Source organism: Kitasatospora sp. NPDC004272 (assembly GCF_053603035.1).
Genome location: NZ_JBSGET010000046.1, coordinates 22828 through 39815, shown reverse-complemented (window position 1 = coordinate 39815; position 16988 = coordinate 22828). Strand labels below are relative to the sequence as shown.

15 protein-coding genes are annotated in these 16988 nt (G+C 73.2%); 1 reads left to right on the top strand and 14 read right to left on the bottom strand.

What is annotated here, in order from left to right:
• Window positions 1-90: 90 nt before the first annotated feature.
• A complete protein-coding gene (locus tag ACWEO5_RS16530; protein ID WP_452163032.1) occupies window positions 91-585 on the top strand; it encodes a hypothetical protein in 495 nt (164 codons plus the stop codon).
• A 52-nt stretch (window positions 586-637) separates the two neighbouring features.
• Here ACWEO5_RS16530 and ACWEO5_RS16525 read toward each other — a convergent pair whose 3' ends face one another.
• The 14 genes from ACWEO5_RS16525 to ACWEO5_RS16460 form a co-directional block, all read right to left on the bottom strand.
• Window positions 638-2773, bottom strand: coding sequence for a primosomal protein N' (locus ACWEO5_RS16525; RefSeq protein ID WP_452163031.1), 2136 nt, complete (start codon window positions 2771-2773; stop codon window positions 638-640).
• A gap of 92 nt (window positions 2774-2865) precedes the next feature.
• Entirely contained in the window at window positions 2866-4077 is a 1212-nt protein-coding gene (metK, locus tag ACWEO5_RS16520; protein ID WP_452163030.1) for a methionine adenosyltransferase, read from the bottom strand.
• Window positions 4078-4323: 246 nt separating this feature from the next.
• Window positions 4324-5550: a bifunctional phosphopantothenoylcysteine decarboxylase/phosphopantothenate--cysteine ligase CoaBC gene (coaBC, locus tag ACWEO5_RS16515; protein ID WP_452163029.1), complete on the bottom strand. Its 1227-nt coding sequence runs from the start codon at window positions 5548-5550 to the stop codon at window positions 4324-4326.
• 181 nt (window positions 5551-5731) lie between these two features.
• Window positions 5732-5998, bottom strand: coding sequence for a DNA-directed RNA polymerase subunit omega (gene rpoZ / locus ACWEO5_RS16510; RefSeq protein ID WP_030459184.1), 267 nt, complete (start codon window positions 5996-5998; stop codon window positions 5732-5734).
• Between the two features lie 52 nt (window positions 5999-6050).
• Window positions 6051-6608, bottom strand: coding sequence for a guanylate kinase (gmk, locus tag ACWEO5_RS16505; protein WP_014134532.1), 558 nt, complete (start codon window positions 6606-6608; stop codon window positions 6051-6053).
• Between the two features lie 48 nt (window positions 6609-6656).
• Window positions 6657-6983, bottom strand: coding sequence for an integration host factor, actinobacterial type (gene mihF / locus ACWEO5_RS16500; protein ID WP_030459182.1), 327 nt, complete (start codon window positions 6981-6983; stop codon window positions 6657-6659).
• Between the two features lie 230 nt (window positions 6984-7213).
• A complete protein-coding gene (gene pyrF, locus ACWEO5_RS16495; protein WP_344551421.1) occupies window positions 7214-8053 on the bottom strand; it encodes an orotidine-5'-phosphate decarboxylase in 840 nt (279 codons plus the stop codon).
• A complete protein-coding gene (locus ACWEO5_RS16490; RefSeq protein WP_452163028.1) occupies window positions 8046-8312 on the bottom strand; it encodes a hypothetical protein in 267 nt (88 codons plus the stop codon). Before ACWEO5_RS16490 ends, pyrF begins: the two co-directional genes overlap by 8 nt.
• A gap of 177 nt (window positions 8313-8489) precedes the next feature.
• On the bottom strand, window positions 8490-9587 hold the full coding sequence (locus ACWEO5_RS16485; protein ID WP_452163027.1) for a quinone-dependent dihydroorotate dehydrogenase: 1098 nt from the start codon (window positions 9585-9587) through the stop codon (window positions 8490-8492).
• 107 nt (window positions 9588-9694) lie between these two features.
• Window positions 9695-13003 (bottom strand): carbamoyl-phosphate synthase large subunit, encoded by a 3309-nt coding sequence (carB, locus tag ACWEO5_RS16480; RefSeq protein WP_452163026.1) that lies wholly within the window; start codon window positions 13001-13003, stop codon window positions 9695-9697.
• Window positions 12996-14153: a glutamine-hydrolyzing carbamoyl-phosphate synthase small subunit gene (carA, locus tag ACWEO5_RS16475; RefSeq protein WP_452163025.1), complete on the bottom strand. Its 1158-nt coding sequence runs from the start codon at window positions 14151-14153 to the stop codon at window positions 12996-12998. The genes carB and carA overlap by 8 nt, the downstream gene beginning before the upstream one ends.
• Window positions 14150-14707 carry a PH-like domain-containing protein gene (locus tag ACWEO5_RS16470; RefSeq protein WP_344551427.1) on the bottom strand — a complete coding sequence of 186 codons (558 nt, stop codon included), beginning with the start codon at window positions 14705-14707 and terminating at the stop codon, window positions 14150-14152. Before ACWEO5_RS16470 ends, carA begins: the two co-directional genes overlap by 4 nt.
• Window positions 14707-15999 (bottom strand): dihydroorotase, encoded by a 1293-nt coding sequence (locus ACWEO5_RS16465; RefSeq protein WP_344551428.1) that lies wholly within the window; start codon window positions 15997-15999, stop codon window positions 14707-14709. Before ACWEO5_RS16465 ends, ACWEO5_RS16470 begins: the two co-directional genes overlap by 1 nt.
• Window positions 15996-16988 carry an aspartate carbamoyltransferase catalytic subunit gene (locus ACWEO5_RS16460; RefSeq protein WP_344551429.1) on the bottom strand — a complete coding sequence of 331 codons (993 nt, stop codon included), beginning with the start codon at window positions 16986-16988 and terminating at the stop codon, window positions 15996-15998. Before ACWEO5_RS16460 ends, ACWEO5_RS16465 begins: the two co-directional genes overlap by 4 nt.

The following is a 16988-nucleotide window of genomic DNA, read 5'->3' as shown; positions in this document are numbered from 1 at the left end:
AACGACCCGCCGTGCGTTGGTCAATGCGAATTGACCGGGACGCGCGAGCGCCCCGAGCACGCGACCCGACCGAGAGGTGGCAACGAGGCCATGGCCGAGCAGATCAACCACGACGCCCGGGCCCGGGCGTCCCTGCACCTGCTGGTGCGGGACATCGAACGGGTCCGACGCCAGGTCGACGCCCTTCGGACGCTCACCGCCCAGCTGGGCAACGTCTACCGTCCCCGCCGCCCCAGCACCTCCGCCGGATTCGTGGTCTACGGCCGCGCGCCCGCCCCGACCGTCCGCCTCGCCCAGGAGCTGCGCGAGAGCGTCGAGACCCTGGTCGCCGCCGCCGTCGAGTTCGACCGCGCCCTCGGCTTCTCCTGGGACTCGGTCGGCTCCGCGCTGGGCGTCACCAAGCAGGCCGTGCACCGCCGCTACGGCATGCGCCGCCCCACCGGCGAGCTGCTCCCCTCCCCGCGCGAGATCGACGCCCCCGCACCCCCGCCACCGCCCGTCCCCGCCGCCGCCGCGACGGCCGCCCGCCCCCCGATCCCGCAGGCCCGCCAGGCCAGCCCCCTGATGCCCCAGCGCACCCGCTGACCCCGCCGTACGTCCGGGGGCGCGGAGAAACCCGCCGCGCCCCCGCTCCGTCCTACCCGATGTCCGTCGGGTCCACCCGGATCCGCACCGTCTCCGCCCCCCGCAGGGCCAGTCGCGCGATCTGCGCCGCCTTCAGCGCGGCGGCCAGCGCGGCCCCCTGCCCCGGCGCGACCCGTACCAACGCGCGCTCCACCCCCTCCTCCCGCGCCCCCTTCGCGCCACCCCCGCCCCCGGCCCCGGCTGCGCCTCCGCTCCCGGCCCCGCCTCCGCCCCCGCCGAAGACCGGCACCGGGCCCAGCACGTCCGCGCCCGCGGGGAGCCGGAGCAGTCCCAGCAGGTCCGCGACCGCCTGCGCGGGCCCCGTGACCGAGGCCATCCGGGAGACCGGCGGGAAGCGCAGCTCCTCCCGTTCGTCGAGTTCGACGCCCGCGTGCCCGGCCGGGTCCCACCGCACCAGGGCCTGCACCGCCCGCGCCGCCGCCTCCGCGACGACCACGACGGTGCCGCCCTCGTCGGCCGGTCGGACCAGCGCGGCCGCGGTCAGCCAGCGCCGCACCGCCTCCTCGCCGGCCCGCAGGTCGGGCCGGTTGAGCAGGGCCCAGCCGTCGAGCAGCAGGGCCGCCGCGTAGCCGGGGCCGTCGGCGACCGGTTCGGCGCCCGGCGTGGCCAGCACCAGCGCGGGCGCGCCCGGCACGGTCGCGAGCACCGCGTCCCGCCCGGAGGTGCGCACCGGCACCCGCGGGAACGCCTTGCCGAGCTCCTCCGCCGTGCGCCGCACGCCCACCACCGCGGCCCGCAGCCGGAACGACCCGCACTCGGCGCAGTGCCAGTCCTGCTCCTCCGTGCCGCACCAGGCGCACACCAGCGCCGCGTCCGCCGCCGGGGACTCCAGCGGGCCGCCGCAGGCCCGGCAGCGGGCCGCCTCCCGGCAGCGGGCGCAGGCCAGCCGGGGCGCGTAGCCCCGGCGCGGGACCTGGACCAGCACCGGCCCGCAGGTCAGTGCCTCCCGGGCGGTCTCCCAGGCGACCGAGGGCAGCCGGGCGGCCTGCGCCGCGCCGTCGCGGGCCTGGTCGTACTCGGTGACGGTGCGCACCCGGGGCGCGGTCCGGCGGACCGTCTCCCGGGCGGCGGCCAGCGGGCGCGCCCAGCCGGAGCGCAGCAGCTGCGCGGCCTCGACCGTCATCGACACACCGCCGAGCAGCACCGCCGCGCCCTCCTCGGCGGCCCGCAGCAGCGCGACCTCGCGCACGTGCGGGTAGGGGGCGTTCGGGTCGCTGTGGCTGCTGTCGCCGTCCGACCAGACCACCACCAGTCCGAGGTCGCGCACGGGTGCGAACACCGCCGCCCGGGTGCCGATCGCGGCGTGCACCGAGCCGCGGCTGACGGACAGCCAGCGCCGGTAGCGCTCCTGCGGGCCGGCCTCGGCGGCCAGCACCGCGTGCCGCCCCTCGCCGAGCAGGGCGCGCAGCGCCGCGTCCGCGCGGGCGACCGCGCGCCCGTCCGGCAGCACCACCAGCGCGCCGCGCCCGGCGGCGAGGGTCGCGGCGACGGCGCGGGCGATCTCGGCGGGCCAGTCGGGGCCGGGCAGCGCCGTCCACACCGCGCGCGGCGCGTGGCCGCCCGCCAGCGAGGCCAGGAACTCCGGGCCGTGCAGGTAGCGCTCCCAGCTGCCGGGCGCCGGAACCCCCGGCGGGGGCAGCGGGCGCGGCGAGGGTTCGCCCTCCGCCCCGGCGTGCCGCGGCGGGACGGCCAGTTGCAGCACGTCGGCGAGGGTGCCGGCGTAGCGGTCGGCGACGGCCCGGCACAGCCGCAGCAGCGGCGGGGTGAGCACCCGCTCGGGCGACAGGACGCGGGCGAGCGGGGCCAGCGGGCCCGCGTAGTCGGAGTCGTCCCGCCGCTCGACCACGAACCCGTCGTGCAGCGAGCCGCCCTCGCGCCGCCCGTGCGCGCCGACCCGGCCGCCGAAGCGGACCCGGACCCGGACGCCGGGCTGGGCGTCCTCGGACATCGCCTCGGGCACCGCGTAGTCGAAGTACTGGTCGAGGCTCAGCACGCCCTTGTCGACCAGCACCCGGGCGACCGGCTTCCGTTCGGCGAGCACCACCCCGCGCGCGGCCCTCGGCTTCGCCCGGCGCACCGTCTCCCGGATGAACGCCAACTGCTCCCCGGTGCCGTCCGCGCTGCTCACGCCCCCAACCTAGCGGACCCCGCCGACAACACGACGGAGCCGCCGGCCGGGGAGGGACTCCCCGGCCGGCGGCTCCGAGCGCAGCAGCGGGCTCAGCTCGCGACGGCGGCCTTCAGCGCCTCGGCGCGGTCGGTGCGCTCCCAGGTGAAGTCCGGCAGCTCGCGGCCGAAGTGGCCGTACGCGGCGGTCTGCTGGTAGATCGGGCGCAGCAGGTCGAGGTCGCGGATGATGGCGGCCGGGCGGAGGTCGAAGACCCGGGTGACGGCGTCCTGGATCTTCGCGACCGGGACGGTCTCGGTGCCGAAGGTCTCGACGAACAGGCCGACCGGCTCGGCCTTGCCGATCGCGTAGGCGACCTGGACCTCGGCGCGGCTGGCCAGGCCCGCGGCGACGATGTTCTTGGCGACCCAGCGCATCGCGTAGGCGGCGGAGCGGTCGACCTTGGACGGGTCCTTGCCGGAGAAGGCGCCGCCGCCGTGGCGGGCCATGCCGCCGTAGGTGTCGATGATGATCTTGCGTCCGGTCAGGCCGGCGTCGCCCATCGGGCCGCCGATCTCGAACCGGCCGGTCGGGTTGACCAGCAGCCGGTAGCCCTCGGTGACCAGCTTGATGCCCTCGTCGGCGAGCGCCTTGAGCTCGGGCTCGACCACGAACTCGCGGATGTCGGGGGTGAGCAGCGAGTCCAGGTCGATGTCGCTGGCGTGCTGCGAGGAGACCACCACGGTGTCCAGGCGCACGGCGCGGTCGCCGTCGTACTCGATGGTGACCTGGGTCTTGCCGTCGGGGCGCAGGTACGGGATGGTCCCGTTCTTGCGGACCTCGGTCAGGCGGCGGGAGAGCCGGTGCGCGAGGGTGATCGGCAGCGGCATCAGCTCGGGGGTGTCGTCGCAGGCGTAGCCGAACATCAGGCCCTGGTCGCCGGCGCCCTGGCGGTCCAGCTCGTCCTCGACGTCGCCCTCGACCCGGTGCTCGTGGGCGGTGTCCACGCCCTGCGCGATGTCCGGGGACTGCGAGCCGATCGACACCGACACGCCGCAGGAGGCGCCGTCGAAGCCCTTCTTGGACGAGTCGTAGCCGATCTCCAGGATCTTCTCCCGGACCAGCTGCGCGATCGGCGCGTACGCCTTGGTGGTGACCTCGCCGGCGATGTGCACCAGGCCGGTGGTGATCAGGGTCTCCACGGCGACGCGGGAGGTCGGGTCGTCCTTGAGGAGGGCGTCCAGGATGGTGTCGCTGATCTGGTCAGCGATCTTGTCGGGGTGTCCCTCGGTGACGGACTCCGAGGTGAACAGGCGGCGAGACACAGCGCTCCCTGGGGTTGCAGCGGCTGCTGACTGAATGCGCTCGGAAGTCCCGAGGCATCCGGAAAGACTTGATTCCTGGAGTGGAGTGTAACGGTCGGCTACCGATCGTGGGTGCTGCGTGCGAAGGTCTGTCGTGTCCGGGACGCGAATCACACCGTGCGGATCTTCGCCGGTCAGCCCGGGTCGCCGTCGGACCGGCCGGCCGGCCGGAGCCAACTACCGGGGCGACCAGGGGTGTTGCCCGGGTTAACGCTCCGTTTCCGGCTCCGCGCGGGGCAGCCGGGCGGCGACCTGGTCCCAGATCGCGTCGGCCAGGATCTCCTTCGGACTGTCCGCGATGTGGACCTCGGAACCGTCCGCTCCGATCAGCACGGCGCTGTTGGTGTCCTGGCCGAACGCCTTGCCGTCGCCGACCTCGTTGACCACCAGCAGGTCGCAGCCCTTGCGGGCGAGCTTGGCCCGGCCGTGCGCGAGGACGTCGTCGGTCTCGGCGGCGAAGCCGACCACCACCTGTCCCTCGCGGGCCCGGTCGGCCGACACCTCGGCCAGCACGTCGGGGTTGCGGACCAGCGCGATCGGCGCGGGCTCGACCCCGTCCACCTTCTTGATCTTGCCGGTGGCGTACTCGGCGGGCCGGAAGTCGGCGACGGCGGCGGCCATCACCACCGCGTCGGCGTCCTCGGCGGCCCGCAGCACCGCCTCGCGCAGCTGCATCGCGGTGCCGACCCGGACCACGTCCGCCCCGGCCGGGTCGGGCAGCGCGGTGTTCGCCGCGACCAGGGTGACCCGGGCGCCGCGGGCCAGCGCGGTGGCGGCCAGCGCGTACCCCTGCTTGCCGGAGGAGCGGTTGCCGAGGAAGCGCACCGGGTCGAGCGGCTCGCGGGTGCCGCCCGCCGAGACCACCACGTGACGGCCCGTCAGGTCCCGCTCCAGGCCGCCGCGCACCAGCACCCGGCGGCAGGCCGCGAAGATCTCGGCCGGGTCGGGCAGCCGGCCCTTGCCGGTGTCGACGCCGGTGAGCCGGCCCACCGCGGGCTCGATCACGATCGCGCCGCGCCGCCGCAGCGTGGCGACGTTCTCCTGGGTGGCGGGGTGCTCCCACATCTCGGTGTGCATGGCGGGCGCGAACACCACCGGGCAGCGCGCGGTCAGCAGGGTGTTGGTCAGCAGGTCGTCGGCCAGGCCGTGGGCGGCCTTCGCCAGCAGGTCCGCGGTCGCGGGGGCGACCACCACCAGGTCCGCCTGCTGCCCGATCCGCACGTGCGGGACCTCGTGCACCCGCTCCCAGGTCTCGGTCGCCGCCGGCCGCCCGGACAGCGCCGCCCAGGTCGCCTCGCCGACGAAGTGCAGCGCCGCCGCGGTCGGCACCACCGTCACCTCGTGCCCGGACTCGCTGAACCTCCGCAGCAGTTCGCAGGCCTTGTAGGCGGCGATCCCGCCGCTCACCCCGAGGACCACACGGGACGCGTTCATGACGGTCGGCTCTCCTTGCTGCGACGGGCGTTGCGACGGGCCGTGACGGGCTGCGACGGACTCGGGCCCACCTTACGACCCCCCGCCGGACGGCTGCGACGTGTCGCCGGGCACACGGCCGCAGGGCCCGCCCCGGTGCCGGGAACGGCATCGGAACGGGCCCTGCGGGTGGTACCGGGGCTCAGGCGCCCTCGACCGCCTCGGCGGTGAGCAGGCCGGCGTTGATCTCGCGCAGCGCGATCGACAGCGGCTTCTCGTGCACGTGGGTGTCGACCAGCGGGCCGACGTACTCCAGCAGGCCCTCGCCCAGCTGCGAGTAGTACGCGTTGATCTGGCGGGCGCGCTTGGCCGCGTAGATCACCAGGCTGTACTTGGAGTCGGTGGCCTCAAGCAGCTCGTCGATCGGCGGGTTGATGATGCCCTCGGGCGCGGTCATCGAAGAGGACACGCTAAACCTTCCGAAGTGATTTACAGGTATCGGCTGGATGCAACCGATCCGGTCAGGCTACACCGAGCAAGGCTAGCAGTTCGGCCGCCACCTGCTCGACGGAGGTGTTGACAAGCGTCGTGTCGAACTCCGCCTCGGCCGCCAGCTCGACCTTCGCCGCGGCGAGCCGCTCGTCGATCACGTCCTGCGACTCGGTGCCCCGGCCGGTGAGCCGGCGCACCAGCTCCTCCCAGCTCGGCGGGGCCAGGAAGACCAGCTGCGCCTCGGGCATGGACTCCTTGACCTGCCGGGCCCCCTGGAGGTCGATCTCCAGCAGCACCGGCTCGCCCTTGTCCAGCTTGTCGAGCACCGCCTGCCGCGGCGTCCCGTACCGGTTCCCGGCGAAGACCGCCCACTCCAGCAGCTCGCCGTTGGCCACCAGCTTGTCGAACTGCTCGTGGTCGACGAAGTGGTACTGCACGCCGTCGCGCTCACCCGGGCGCGGGTGCCGGGTCGTCGCCGACACCGACAGCCAGACCTCGGGGAACTGCTTCCTCATATGAGCGACGACCGTGCTCTTGCCGACCCCGGAGGGGCCGGAGAGCACGGTCAGCCGCGGACGCTCACTCATGTACCGATTATCCCGGATCGCGGACGTTCCGCCGACACCGGCCTCCGATCAGGAGGCGGCGCCGCCGAACTCCCGCTCCAGGGAGGCGATCTGGTTCGTGCCGAGGCCGCGCACGCGACGGCTCTCGGAGATGCCGAGGCGCTCCATGATCTGCTTGGCGCGCACCTTGCCGACACCCGGCAGGGACTCCAGCAGGGCGGAGACCTTCATCTTGCCGATGACCTCGTCGTCGGACTTGCCGGCCTTGATGACGTCGTGCAGCGAGGCGCCCGAGTGCTTCAGCCGGTTCTTGACGTCGGCACGCTTCCGGCGAGCCTCGGCGGCCTTGGCGAGCGCGGCGGTGCGCTGTTCGGGAGTAAGGGGCGGAAGAGCCACGCCGTTCACCTCAGGTGTGGATGGAAGGGATGAGCCATGACTTGGTGGTGCCGGGACGCCACAGGTCTCTGACCTGCGGAGGTGGCCGTGACCACCGCCAACTGGCGTCCTACCGCCGGACACTACCCAACTTGGGCCGCCGCGTCAGGAAAAGAACACGAAAAGTCCAGGTCAGCAGGGGCCGACCTGGGAGTTTTCCGGTCAAATCAACCGAGTTGGCGCCCCGATACTCATCGGTTTGTGACGGCCCTCACATCGTCGACGAACACCTGCGCGGCCTGCCGGAGGGCCTGCACCGAGGGCCCGTGCTTCAGCACGTCACGGCTCACCGAGGGCACCACGTTGCGGACTTGGTCGCCGAAGACCCGCGGCAGGTCGGCCGCGGTGGCGCCCTGCGCGCCCACCCCGGGGGCCAGCAGCGGGCCGTTGATCGCCAGGTCCACCCCCGCGTCGGCGAGCGTCGCGCCGACCACCGCGCCGAACGAGCCCAGCGGTTCGGCGCCGGAGTTCTCCGCCGCCAACCGCCCCAGCACGGCCTGCGCCACGCTCCGCCCGTCCGCGCCGACGGCCCGCTGCACCTCGTGCCCCTCCGGGTTCGAGGTCAGCGCCAGCGCGAACAGCCCGCAGCCGTTCGCGTGCGCCAGGTCGACGGCCGGCTGCAGCGAGCCGAAGCCCAGGTACGGGCTGACGGTCAGCGCGTCGGAGAACAGCGGGCTGTCCGGCGACAGGAACGCCTCCGCGTACGCCGCCATGGTCGAGCCGATGTCGCCGCGCTTGGCGTCCATCAGCACCAGCGCCCCGGCCTCCCGCGCCTCGGCCACCGAGCGCTCCAGCACGGCCACGCCGCGGCTGCCGAACCGCTCGAAGAACGCGGACTGCGGCTTGAGCACCGCGACCCGGTCCGCCAGCGCCTCGACCACGGTGCGCGAGAAGGTCTCCAGGCCCGCCAGGTCGTCGTTCAGGCCCCAGGCGGTGAGCAGCGCGGCGTGCGGGTCGATGCCGACGCAGAGCTGGCCCCGGGTGTCGAGGGCGGTCCGCAGGCGGGTGCCGAAGGGCGTGCTGTCAGTCATCTGCTGTCTTCCGTCTTCCGTCGTGGTGGTGCGGTGGGCGAGCCCCACCGCGTCGGTGTGGGCGGCGAAGCCGCGCGCGCAGTTCGTCCGGGGTCCGCAGCGGCGCCGTCGGGTCGCGCAGCGGCTCGGAGCCGACCGCGACGCCGGACGCGCCGGCCGGGGTGGATTCGAGGGCGTCCCGGCCGGTGCGCATCACGGCGAGCCCGAAGGCGACCGGGCCGCCGCCCACCTCGGCCCGGACCACCACCGGATCGGCCATCCCCGCCGCTCCCTTCCGCCACGCCTGCCGCCACAGCGGTCGTCCTCGTCCGACCCTCCGCCCGCCGCCGCTCCCCCGGCCGGCGGCTCGGCGGTCGCCCTCCCCGCCCGCTCCCCGAAGCTCCTGCCCCCGAGACCCCCGGGGCCCCCGCGGCCGGCGGGCCGGCGGGCCGGCGGCTCAGCGGTTGCCCTTGCCCACCGCTTCCCCGATGCTCGCGTACCCCGCGGCCCGCAGCCGGGCCGACAGGCCCTTGTGGACCTTGCGCATCCAGAACGGCCCCTCGTAGATGAACGCAGAGTAGCCCTGGACGAGGTCGGCGCCGGCCAGGATCCGCTGCCAGGCGTCCTCGGCGGTCTCGATGCCGCCGACCGAGACGATGGCGAGGCGGCCGTCGGTGCGCTTGCGCAGCCGCTCCAGCACCTCCAGGGAGCGGGCCTTGAGCGGGGCGCCGGAGAGGCCGCCCATGCCGATCTCCTCGATCCGGGCGGCGGGGGTGCGCAGGTTCTCGCGGCCGATGGTGGTGTTGGTGGCGATGATGCCGTCGAGGCCGAGGTGCAGGGCCATGTCGGCGATCTCGTCGATGTCCTCGTCGGCGAGGTCGGGGGCGATCTTCACCAGCAGCGGGACGTGGTGGTTGGTGACCTCGTCGGCGGCCTTGCGGACGTCCCAGAGCAGCGGGCCGAGCACCTGGACGGCCTGCAGGTTGCGCAGTCCGGGGGTGTTCGGCGAGGAGACGTTGACGACCAGGTAGTCGGCGTGGGGCGCCAGCGCCCTCGCGCTCTTCAGGTAGTCGGCGGTCGCCTCGTCCTCCGGCACGACCTTGGTCTTGCCGATGTTGACGCCGAGGACGGGGGTGTTGCTGGTGTGCGGGCGGGCGGCGAGGCGGGTGGCGACCCGGGCGGAGCCCTGGTTGTTGAAGCCCATCCGGTTGATCAGGGCGCGGTCCTCGACGAGCCGGAACAGCCGGGGGGCGGGGTTGCCGGGCTGCGGCTCGCCGGTGACGGTGCCGATCTCGACGTAGTCGAAGCCGAGCATCGACAGGCCGTCGATGCCGATGCCGTTCTTGTCGAAGCCCGCGCCGAGGCCGAACGGGCCGGGCAGGTCGAGGCCGAGCGCGGTGGTGCGCAGCCGGGGGTCGCGCGGGGCGAGCACGGCGCGCACGAGGGAGCGCAGGCCGGGCACCGAGGCGGCCAGCCGGATCCAGAAGAACGCCAGGTGGTGGGCCTTCTCCGGGTCCATCTTCTTGAAGACCAGGTTGAACAGGAGCTTGTACATCGCGCGGGCAACCCTCCGTGGGCCGTGAGCCGTAAGCCGTGCCGAGCCGGGACATGGACGTGGGGGGCACCCGGCAACCGGACCGGCGTGCCCCCCACGGTTTCGGCCTAGTTGCGGCCGGAGTTGATCAGCGTCGCGTGCTCCTGCAGCGACATCACGCCGATCTCGCCGCGCCGCAGCTCGGCGATGCCCTGGACGGCCGCGCCCATCGCCTGCACGGTGGTCAGGCAGGGCACGCCCCGGGAGACCGCGGCGGTGCGGATCTCGTAGCCGTCGAGGCGGCCGCCGGTGCCGTACGGGGTGTTGATGATCAGGTCGACCCCGCCCTCGTGGATGAGCTGGACGATGGTCTTCTCCCCGCCCGGGCCCTCGCCGTCGGAGTGCTTGCGCACCACGGTGGCGGGGATGCCGCCGCGCTGCAGCACCTCGGCGGTGCCGGTGGTGGCGAGCAGTTCGAAGCCGAGCTCGACCAGCGCGCGGGCCGGGAAGACCAGGTTGCGCTTGTCGCGGTTGGCGACCGAGACGAACACCTTGCCCGTGGTGGGCAGGGCGCCGTACGCGCCGGCCTGGGACTTGGCGTACGCGGTGCCGAAGACCCGGTCGATGCCCATGACCTCGCCGGTGGAGCGCATCTCCGGGCCGAGCACGGTGTCGACGCCGCGGCCGTGCACGTCGCGGAAGCGCGACCACGGCATCACGGCCTCCTTGACCGAGATCGGCGCGTCGGCGGGCAGCGTGCCGCCGTCGCCCTCGCGCGGCAGCAGGCCCTCGGCGCGCAGTTCGGCGACGGTGGCGCCGAGCGAGATCCGGGCGGCGGCCTTGGCCAGCGGGACGGCGGTGGCCTTGGAGGTGAACGGCACGGTGCGGGAGGCGCGCGGGTTGGCCTCCAGCACGTAGAGGATGTCGCCGGACAGCGCGAACTGGATGTTGATCAGGCCGCGCACGCCGACGCCCTTGGCGATGCCCTCGGTGGCCGAGCGCAGCCGCTTGATGTCGTACCCGCCGAGGGTGATCGGGGGCAGCGCGCAGGCGGAGTCGCCGGAGTGGATGCCGGCCTCCTCGATGTGCTCCATGACGCCGCCGAGGTACAGCTCCTCGCCGTCGTACAGCGCGTCGACGTCGATCTCGACGGCGTCGTCGAGGAAGCGGTCGATCAGCACGGGGTGCTCGGAGATCAGGCCGGCGTGCCGCTCCAGGTAGGAGGCGAGCGAGGGCTCGTCGTAGACGATCTCCATGCCGCGGCCGCCGAGCACGTAGGACGGGCGGGCCAGCACGGGGTAGCCGATCTCGTCGGCGATCGCCTTGGCCTCCTCGAAGGAGAACGCGGTGCCGTGCTTGGGGGCCGGCAGCCCGGCCTCCTTCAGGACGCGGCCGAACGCGCCGCGCTCCTCGGCGAGGTGGATCGCCTCCGGCGGGGTGCCGACGATCGGCACGCCGTTGTCCTTGAGCGCCTGGGCCAGGCCGAGCGGGGTCTGGCCGCCGAGCTGGACGATCACGCCGGCCAGCGGTCCGGCCTGCTGCTCGGCGTGGACGATCTCCAGCACGTCCTCCAGGGTGAGCGGCTCGAAGTAGAGCCGGTCGGAGGTGTCGTAGTCGGTGGAGACGGTCTCCGGGTTGCAGTTGACCATCACGGTCTCGTACCCGGCGTCGGCGAGCGCGAAGGAGGCGTGCACGCAGGAGTAGTCGAACTCGATGCCCTGGCCGATCCGGTTCGGGCCGGAGCCCAGGATGATCACGGCGGGCTTGGTGCGCGGGGCGACCTCGCTCTCCTCGTCGTAGGACGAGTAGAAGTACGGGGTCTTGGCGGCGAACTCGGCGGCGCAGGTGTCGACGGTCTTGAACACCGGGCGGATGCCCAGCGCGTGCCGCACCTCGCGGACAACGTCGGCCTTCAGGCCGCGGATCTCGCCGATCTGCTGGTCGGAGAAGCCGTGCCGCTTGGCGTGGCGCAGCAGCTCGGGGTCGAGCTCGGCGCCCTCGCCCAGCTCGACGGCGATCTCGTTGATCAGGAAGAGCTGGTCGACGAACCACGGGTCGATCTTGGTGGACTCGAACACCTCCTCCGGGGTGGCGCCGGCCCGGATCGCCTGCATGACGGTGTTGATCCGGCCGTCGGTCGGGACGACGGCCTTCGCCAGCAGCTCGGTCTTGTCGCCGGTCTCGCCGACCCAGGTGAACTGGGAGCCCTTCTTCTCCAGCGAGCGCAGCGCCTTGTTCAGCGCCTCGGGGAAGTTGCGGCCCATCGCCATGGCCTCGCCCACCGACTTCATGGTGGTGGTCAGCGTGGCGTCGGCGGACGGGAACTTCTCGAACGCGAACCGCGGCACCTTGACGACGACGTAGTCGAGGGTCGGCTCGAAGGAGGCCGGGGTCTGCTCGGTGATGTCGTTGGGGATCTCGTCCAGCGTGTAGCCGACGGCGAGCTTCGCGGCGATCTTGGCGATCGGGAAGCCGGTGGCCTTGGAGGCCAGCGCGGAGGAGCGCGAGACGCGCGGGTTCATCTCGATGACGATGACCCGGCCGTCCTCGGGGTTGACCGCGAACTGGATGTTGCAGCCGCCGGTGTCGACGCCGACCTCGCGGATCACGGCGATGCCGATGTCGCGCAGCACCTGGTACTCGCGGTCGGTGAGGGTCATCGCCGGGGCGACGGTGATCGAGTCACCGGTGTGCACGCCCATCGGGTCGAAGTTCTCGATCGAGCAGACGACGACCACGTTGTCGTGCTTGTCGCGCATCAGCTCCAGCTCGTACTCCTTCCAGCCGAGGATGGACTCCTCCAGGAGCACCTCGGTGGTCGGCGAGAGCGCCAGGCCCTGTCCGGCGATCCGGCGCAGGTCCTCCTCGTCGTGCGCGAAGCCGGAGCCGGCGCCGCCCATGGTGAAGGAGGGGCGGACCACGACCGGGTAGCCGCCGAGGGTGTCGACGCCGGCGAGGACGTCCTCCATCGAGTGGCAGATCACCGAGCGGGCGGACTCGCCGTACCCGATCTTGGCGTTGACGGCCTCGACGACGCCCTTGAAGAGCTCGCGGTCCTCGCCCTTGTTGATGGCGTCGACGTCGGCGCCGATCAGCTCGACGTCGTACTTCTCCAGCGTGCCGGCCTTGTGCAGGGAGATCGCGGTGTTCAGCGCGGTCTGGCCGCCGAGGGTCGGCAGCAGCGCGTCGGGGCGCTCCTTGGCGATGATCTTCTCGACGAACTCGGGGGTGATCGGCTCGACGTAGGTGGCGTCGGCGATCTCCGGGTCGGTCATGATGGTCGCCGGGTTGGAGTTGACCAGGATGACCCGCAGCCCCTCGGCCTTGAGCACCCGGCAGGCCTGCGTGCCCGAGTAGTCGAACTCCGCCGCCTGGCCGATGACGATCGGGCCGGAGCCGATGACCAGAACGGACTTGATGTCGGTGCGCTTAGGCACGCTGGCCCTCCATAAGGCTCACGAAGCGGTCGAAGAGGTAGGCGGCGTCGTGCGGGCCGGCTGCCGCTTCGGGGTGGTACTGCACGCTGAAGGCGGGGATGTCGAGTGCCTGCAGGCCCTCGACCACGTCGTCGTTGAGGCAGACGTGGGAGACCTCGACCCGCCCGAAGGGGGTGTCGCTCACCTGGTCCAGCGGCGCGTCCACGGCGAAGCCGTGGTTGTGGGCGGTCACCTCGACCTTGCCGGTGGTGCGGTCCTGCACCGGCTGGTTGATGCCGCGGTGGCCGTACTTGAGCTTGTAGGTGCCGAAGCCGAGGGCCCGGCCCAGCAGCTGGTTGCCGAAGCAGATGCCGAAGAACGGGGTCTTCTTCGCCAGCACGCCGCGCAGCACCTCGACCTGGCGGTCGGCGGTGGCCGGGTCGCCCGGGCCGTTGGAGAAGAACACGCCGTCGGGCCGGACGGCGTAGATGTCCTCGACGGTGGAGTTGGCGGGCAGCACGTGCACCTCGATGCCGCGCTCGGCCATCCGCTGCGGGGTCATGCCCTTGATGCCCAGGTCGAGGGCGGCGACGGTGAACTTCTTCGCGCCGATCGCCGGGACGACGTAGGTCTCCTTGGTGGCGACCTCGGCGCACAGGTCGGCGCCCTTCATCTCCGGGGCCTGCTGCACCTTGGCGAGCAGCTCGGCCTGGTCGGCGACGGCCGGGCCGGAGAAGATGCCGACCCGCATCGCGCCGCGCTCGCGCAGGTGGCGGGTGAGCGCGCGGGTGTCGATGCCGCTGATGCCGACGACGCCCTGGCGCTCCAGCTCCTCGTCCAGCGAGCGCTTCGAGCGCCAGTTGGAGGCGACCCGGGCGGGGTCGCGGACCACGTAGCCGGACACCCAGATCTGCTGCGACTCGTCGTCCTCGTCGTTCCAGCCGGTGTTGCCGATCTGCGGGGCGGTCATCACGACCACCTGGCGGTGGTACGACGGGTCGGTCAGGGTCTCCTGGTAGCCGGACATGCCGGTGTTGAAGACCGCCTCGCCGAAGGTCTCGCCGACCGCGCCGTACGCCTGGCCGCGGAAGGTCCGGCCGTCCTCCAGGACGAGCACGGCAGGCACGCGCTCCCGCCTGGTGCGCTGCGTGGTGGGGGCAGGTGCGGTCATGTGGCGGCCTCTTCCGTCTTCATCGTCTTCGTACGTGTCACTAGTGCCTCGACGGCCTCGACCCAGTCCTCGTGCGCGTCGGCGGCGTCCAGCCGGAAGCCGCTCTCCAGCGCGCGCGGCCCGTGCGTCCAGCCGACCACCAGCAGCCCGCTCGGCACGACCTTGCCGGCGATGCCGGAGTCGGTGCGGGCGCCGGTGAGCGCGGCGGCGGGGATCCACAGGTCGGCCTCGCCGGGGCGGCGGGCCAGCAGGCCCCGCTCGGTGAGGGTCAGTTCGGCGAGGCTGCGCGTTCCCAGGCCGTGCGCGACGACCCGGTCCAGCCAGTTCCCCGCGGTGGTGGAGCCGTGGTAGCGGCCGGGCGCCGTCAGCAGCGCCGGGCCGGTCTCCGCGGGCACCGCGGGCAGTTCCGGCAGGTCGGACTGGAGGGTGCGCCGCCAGTTCCAGCCCTGCCGCATCAGCCAGTACACCAGCGCGATCAGGACCAGCAGGCCCACCGTCGCGCCGACGTACCCGGGCCAGTCGGTGACGTGGCCCTTCTCGGTGGCGAGCCGCATCAGCGCTCGACCAGTTCGCCGGCGAGCACGGTGGCCTCGCCGCGCAGGAAGGTGGCGTGCACCCGTCCGGGCAGGTCCATGCCCCGGTACGGGCTGTTGCGGGAGCGGGTCGCGAAGGTGTCGGGGTTCACCACTCCACGGTACGCGGGATCGAACAGCACCAGGTTGGCAGGCTCGCCCACCGAGATCGGCCGTCCGTGCCCGGCCAGCCGGCCGATCCGGGCCGGGCGGTGCGACATCCGGTCCGCGACGCCCTCCCAGTTCAGCAGGCCGGTGTCGACCATGGTCTGCTGCACGACCGACAGCGCGGTCTCCAGGCCGACCATGCCCATCGCGGCGACCGCCCACTCGCAGTCCTTGTCCTCCGCGGGGTGCGGGGCGTGGTCGGTGGCGACGGCGTCGATGGTGCCGTCGGCCAGCGCGCGGCGCAGCGCCTCGACGTCCTCGGCGGTGCGCAGCGGCGGGTTGACCTTGTAGACCGGGTCGTAGCTGCGGACCAGTTCGTCGGTGAGCAGCAGGTGGTGCGGGGTGACCTCGGCGGTGACGTCCCAGCCCTTGCTCTTGGCCCAGCGGACGATCTCGACCGAGCCGGCGGTGGAGAGGTGGCAGATGTGCACCCGGGAGCCGACGTGCGCGGCGAGCAGCACGTCCCGGGCGATGATCGACTCCTCGGCGACGGCGGGCCAGCCGCCGAGGCCGAGCTCGCCGGAGACCAGGCCCTCGTTCATCTGGGCGCCGGCGGTCAGCCGGGGCTCCTGGGCGTGCTGGGCGACGACGCCGTCGAACGCCTTCACGTACTCCAGCGCGCGGCGCATGATCACCGCGTCGTCCACGCACTTGCCGTCGTCGGAGAAGACCCGCACCCCGGCGGCGGAGTCGTGCATCGCGCCGAGCTCGGCGAGCTGCTTGCCCTCCAGGCCGACGGTGACGGCGCCGACCGGCTGCACGTCGCAGTAGCCGGACTCGCGGCCCAGCCGCCAGACCTGCTCGACCACGCCGGCGCTGTCGGCGACCGGGAAGGTGTTGGCCATCGCGTGCACGGCGGTGTAGCCGCCCATCGCGGCGGCCCGGGTGCCGGTGAGGACGGTCTCGGCGTCCTCCCGGCCGGGCTCGCGCAGGTGGGTGTGCAGGTCGACCAGGCCGGGCAGGGCGATCAGGCCGTGCGCGTCGATGTCGATGTCGGCCTGGACGTCGAGGTCCTCGCCGATCGCGGCGAAGACGCCGTCGACGACGTGGATGTCCTGGGGGGCGCCGCCGAGGATCTGGGCGTTGCGGATCAGGTAGGTGGTCACTGGGCGGCCTCCGGGAGTTCGGTGGTGCGGGGGGCGTCGGCGGGGGCGTCGGCGAAGACCGCGCCGCCGAGCAGCAGGTAGAGCACGGCCATCCGGACGGACACGCCGTTGGCGACCTGCTCGACCACGGTGCAGCGCGGGGAGTCGGCGACCTCGGCGGTGATCTCCATGCCGCGGACCATCGGACCGGGGTGCATGACGACGGCGTGCTCGGGCAGCTTGGCCAGCCGGGTGCCGTCCAGGCCGTAGCGCCGGGAGTACTCGCGCTCGGTGGGGAAGAAGGCGGCGCTCATCCGCTCGCGCTGGACCCGCAGCATCATCACCGCGTCGACCTTGGGCAGCACGCTGTCGAGGTCGTAGGAGACCTCGCAGGGCCAGGTCTCGATGCCGATCGGCAGCAGGGTCGGCGGGGCGACGAAGACCACCTCGGCGCCGAGCGTGGTCAGCAGGTGCACGTTGGAGCGGGCGACCCGGCTGTGCAGGATGTCGCCGACGATGGCGACCCGGCGGCCGGCCAGGTCGCGCCCGGTGCCGGGGTTGAGGTGGCGACGCAGGGTGAAGGCGTCCAGCAGGGCCTGGGTGGGGTGCTCGTGGGTACCGTCGCCGGCGTTGATCACCGAGCCGTGCAGCCAGTCCGAGCCGGCCAGCCGGGCGGGCGCGCCGGAGGCGTGGTGCCGGATGACCACGGCGTCGGCGCCCATCGCCTGCAGGGTCAGCGCGGTGTCCTTGAGGCTCTCGCCCTTGGAGACCGAGGAGCCCTTGGCGGAGAAGTTGATGACGTCCGCGGAGAGCCGCTTCTCGGCGACCTCGAAGGAGGTCTTGGTGCGGGTGGAGTCCTCGAAGAACAGGTTGACGACGGTGCGGCCGCGCAGCGTCGGCAGCTTCTTGACGGCCCGTCCGGAGAACTGGGAGAGCTCCTCGGCGGTGTCCAGGATCAGCAGGGCGTCGTCGCGGCCGAGGTCGGCGGTGGAGACGAGGTGGCGCTTCAC

Bases quoted from the DNA above. Each gene is read 5' to 3' on its own strand.
- ACWEO5_RS16530 (WP_452163032.1), top strand. From the start codon at position 91: ATGGCCGAGCAGATCAACCACGACGCCCGGGCCCGGGCGTCCCTGCAC.
- coaBC (WP_452163029.1), bottom strand. From the start codon at position 5,550: ATGAACGCGTCCCGTGTGGTCCTCGGGGTGAGCGGCGGGATCGCCGCC.
- gmk (WP_014134532.1), bottom strand. From the start codon at position 6,608: ATGAGTGAGCGTCCGCGGCTGACCGTGCTCTCCGGCCCCTCCGGGGTC.
- pyrF (WP_344551421.1), bottom strand. From the start codon at position 8,053: ATGACTGACAGCACGCCCTTCGGCACCCGCCTGCGGACCGCCCTCGAC.
- ACWEO5_RS16490 (WP_452163028.1), bottom strand. From the start codon at position 8,312: ATGGCCGATCCGGTGGTGGTCCGGGCCGAGGTGGGCGGCGGCCCGGTC.
- ACWEO5_RS16485 (WP_452163027.1), bottom strand. From the start codon at position 9,587: ATGTACAAGCTCCTGTTCAACCTGGTCTTCAAGAAGATGGACCCGGAG.
- carA (WP_452163025.1), bottom strand. From the start codon at position 14,153: ATGACCGCACCTGCCCCCACCACGCAGCGCACCAGGCGGGAGCGCGTG.
- ACWEO5_RS16470 (WP_344551427.1), bottom strand. From the start codon at position 14,707: ATGCGGCTCGCCACCGAGAAGGGCCACGTCACCGACTGGCCCGGGTAC.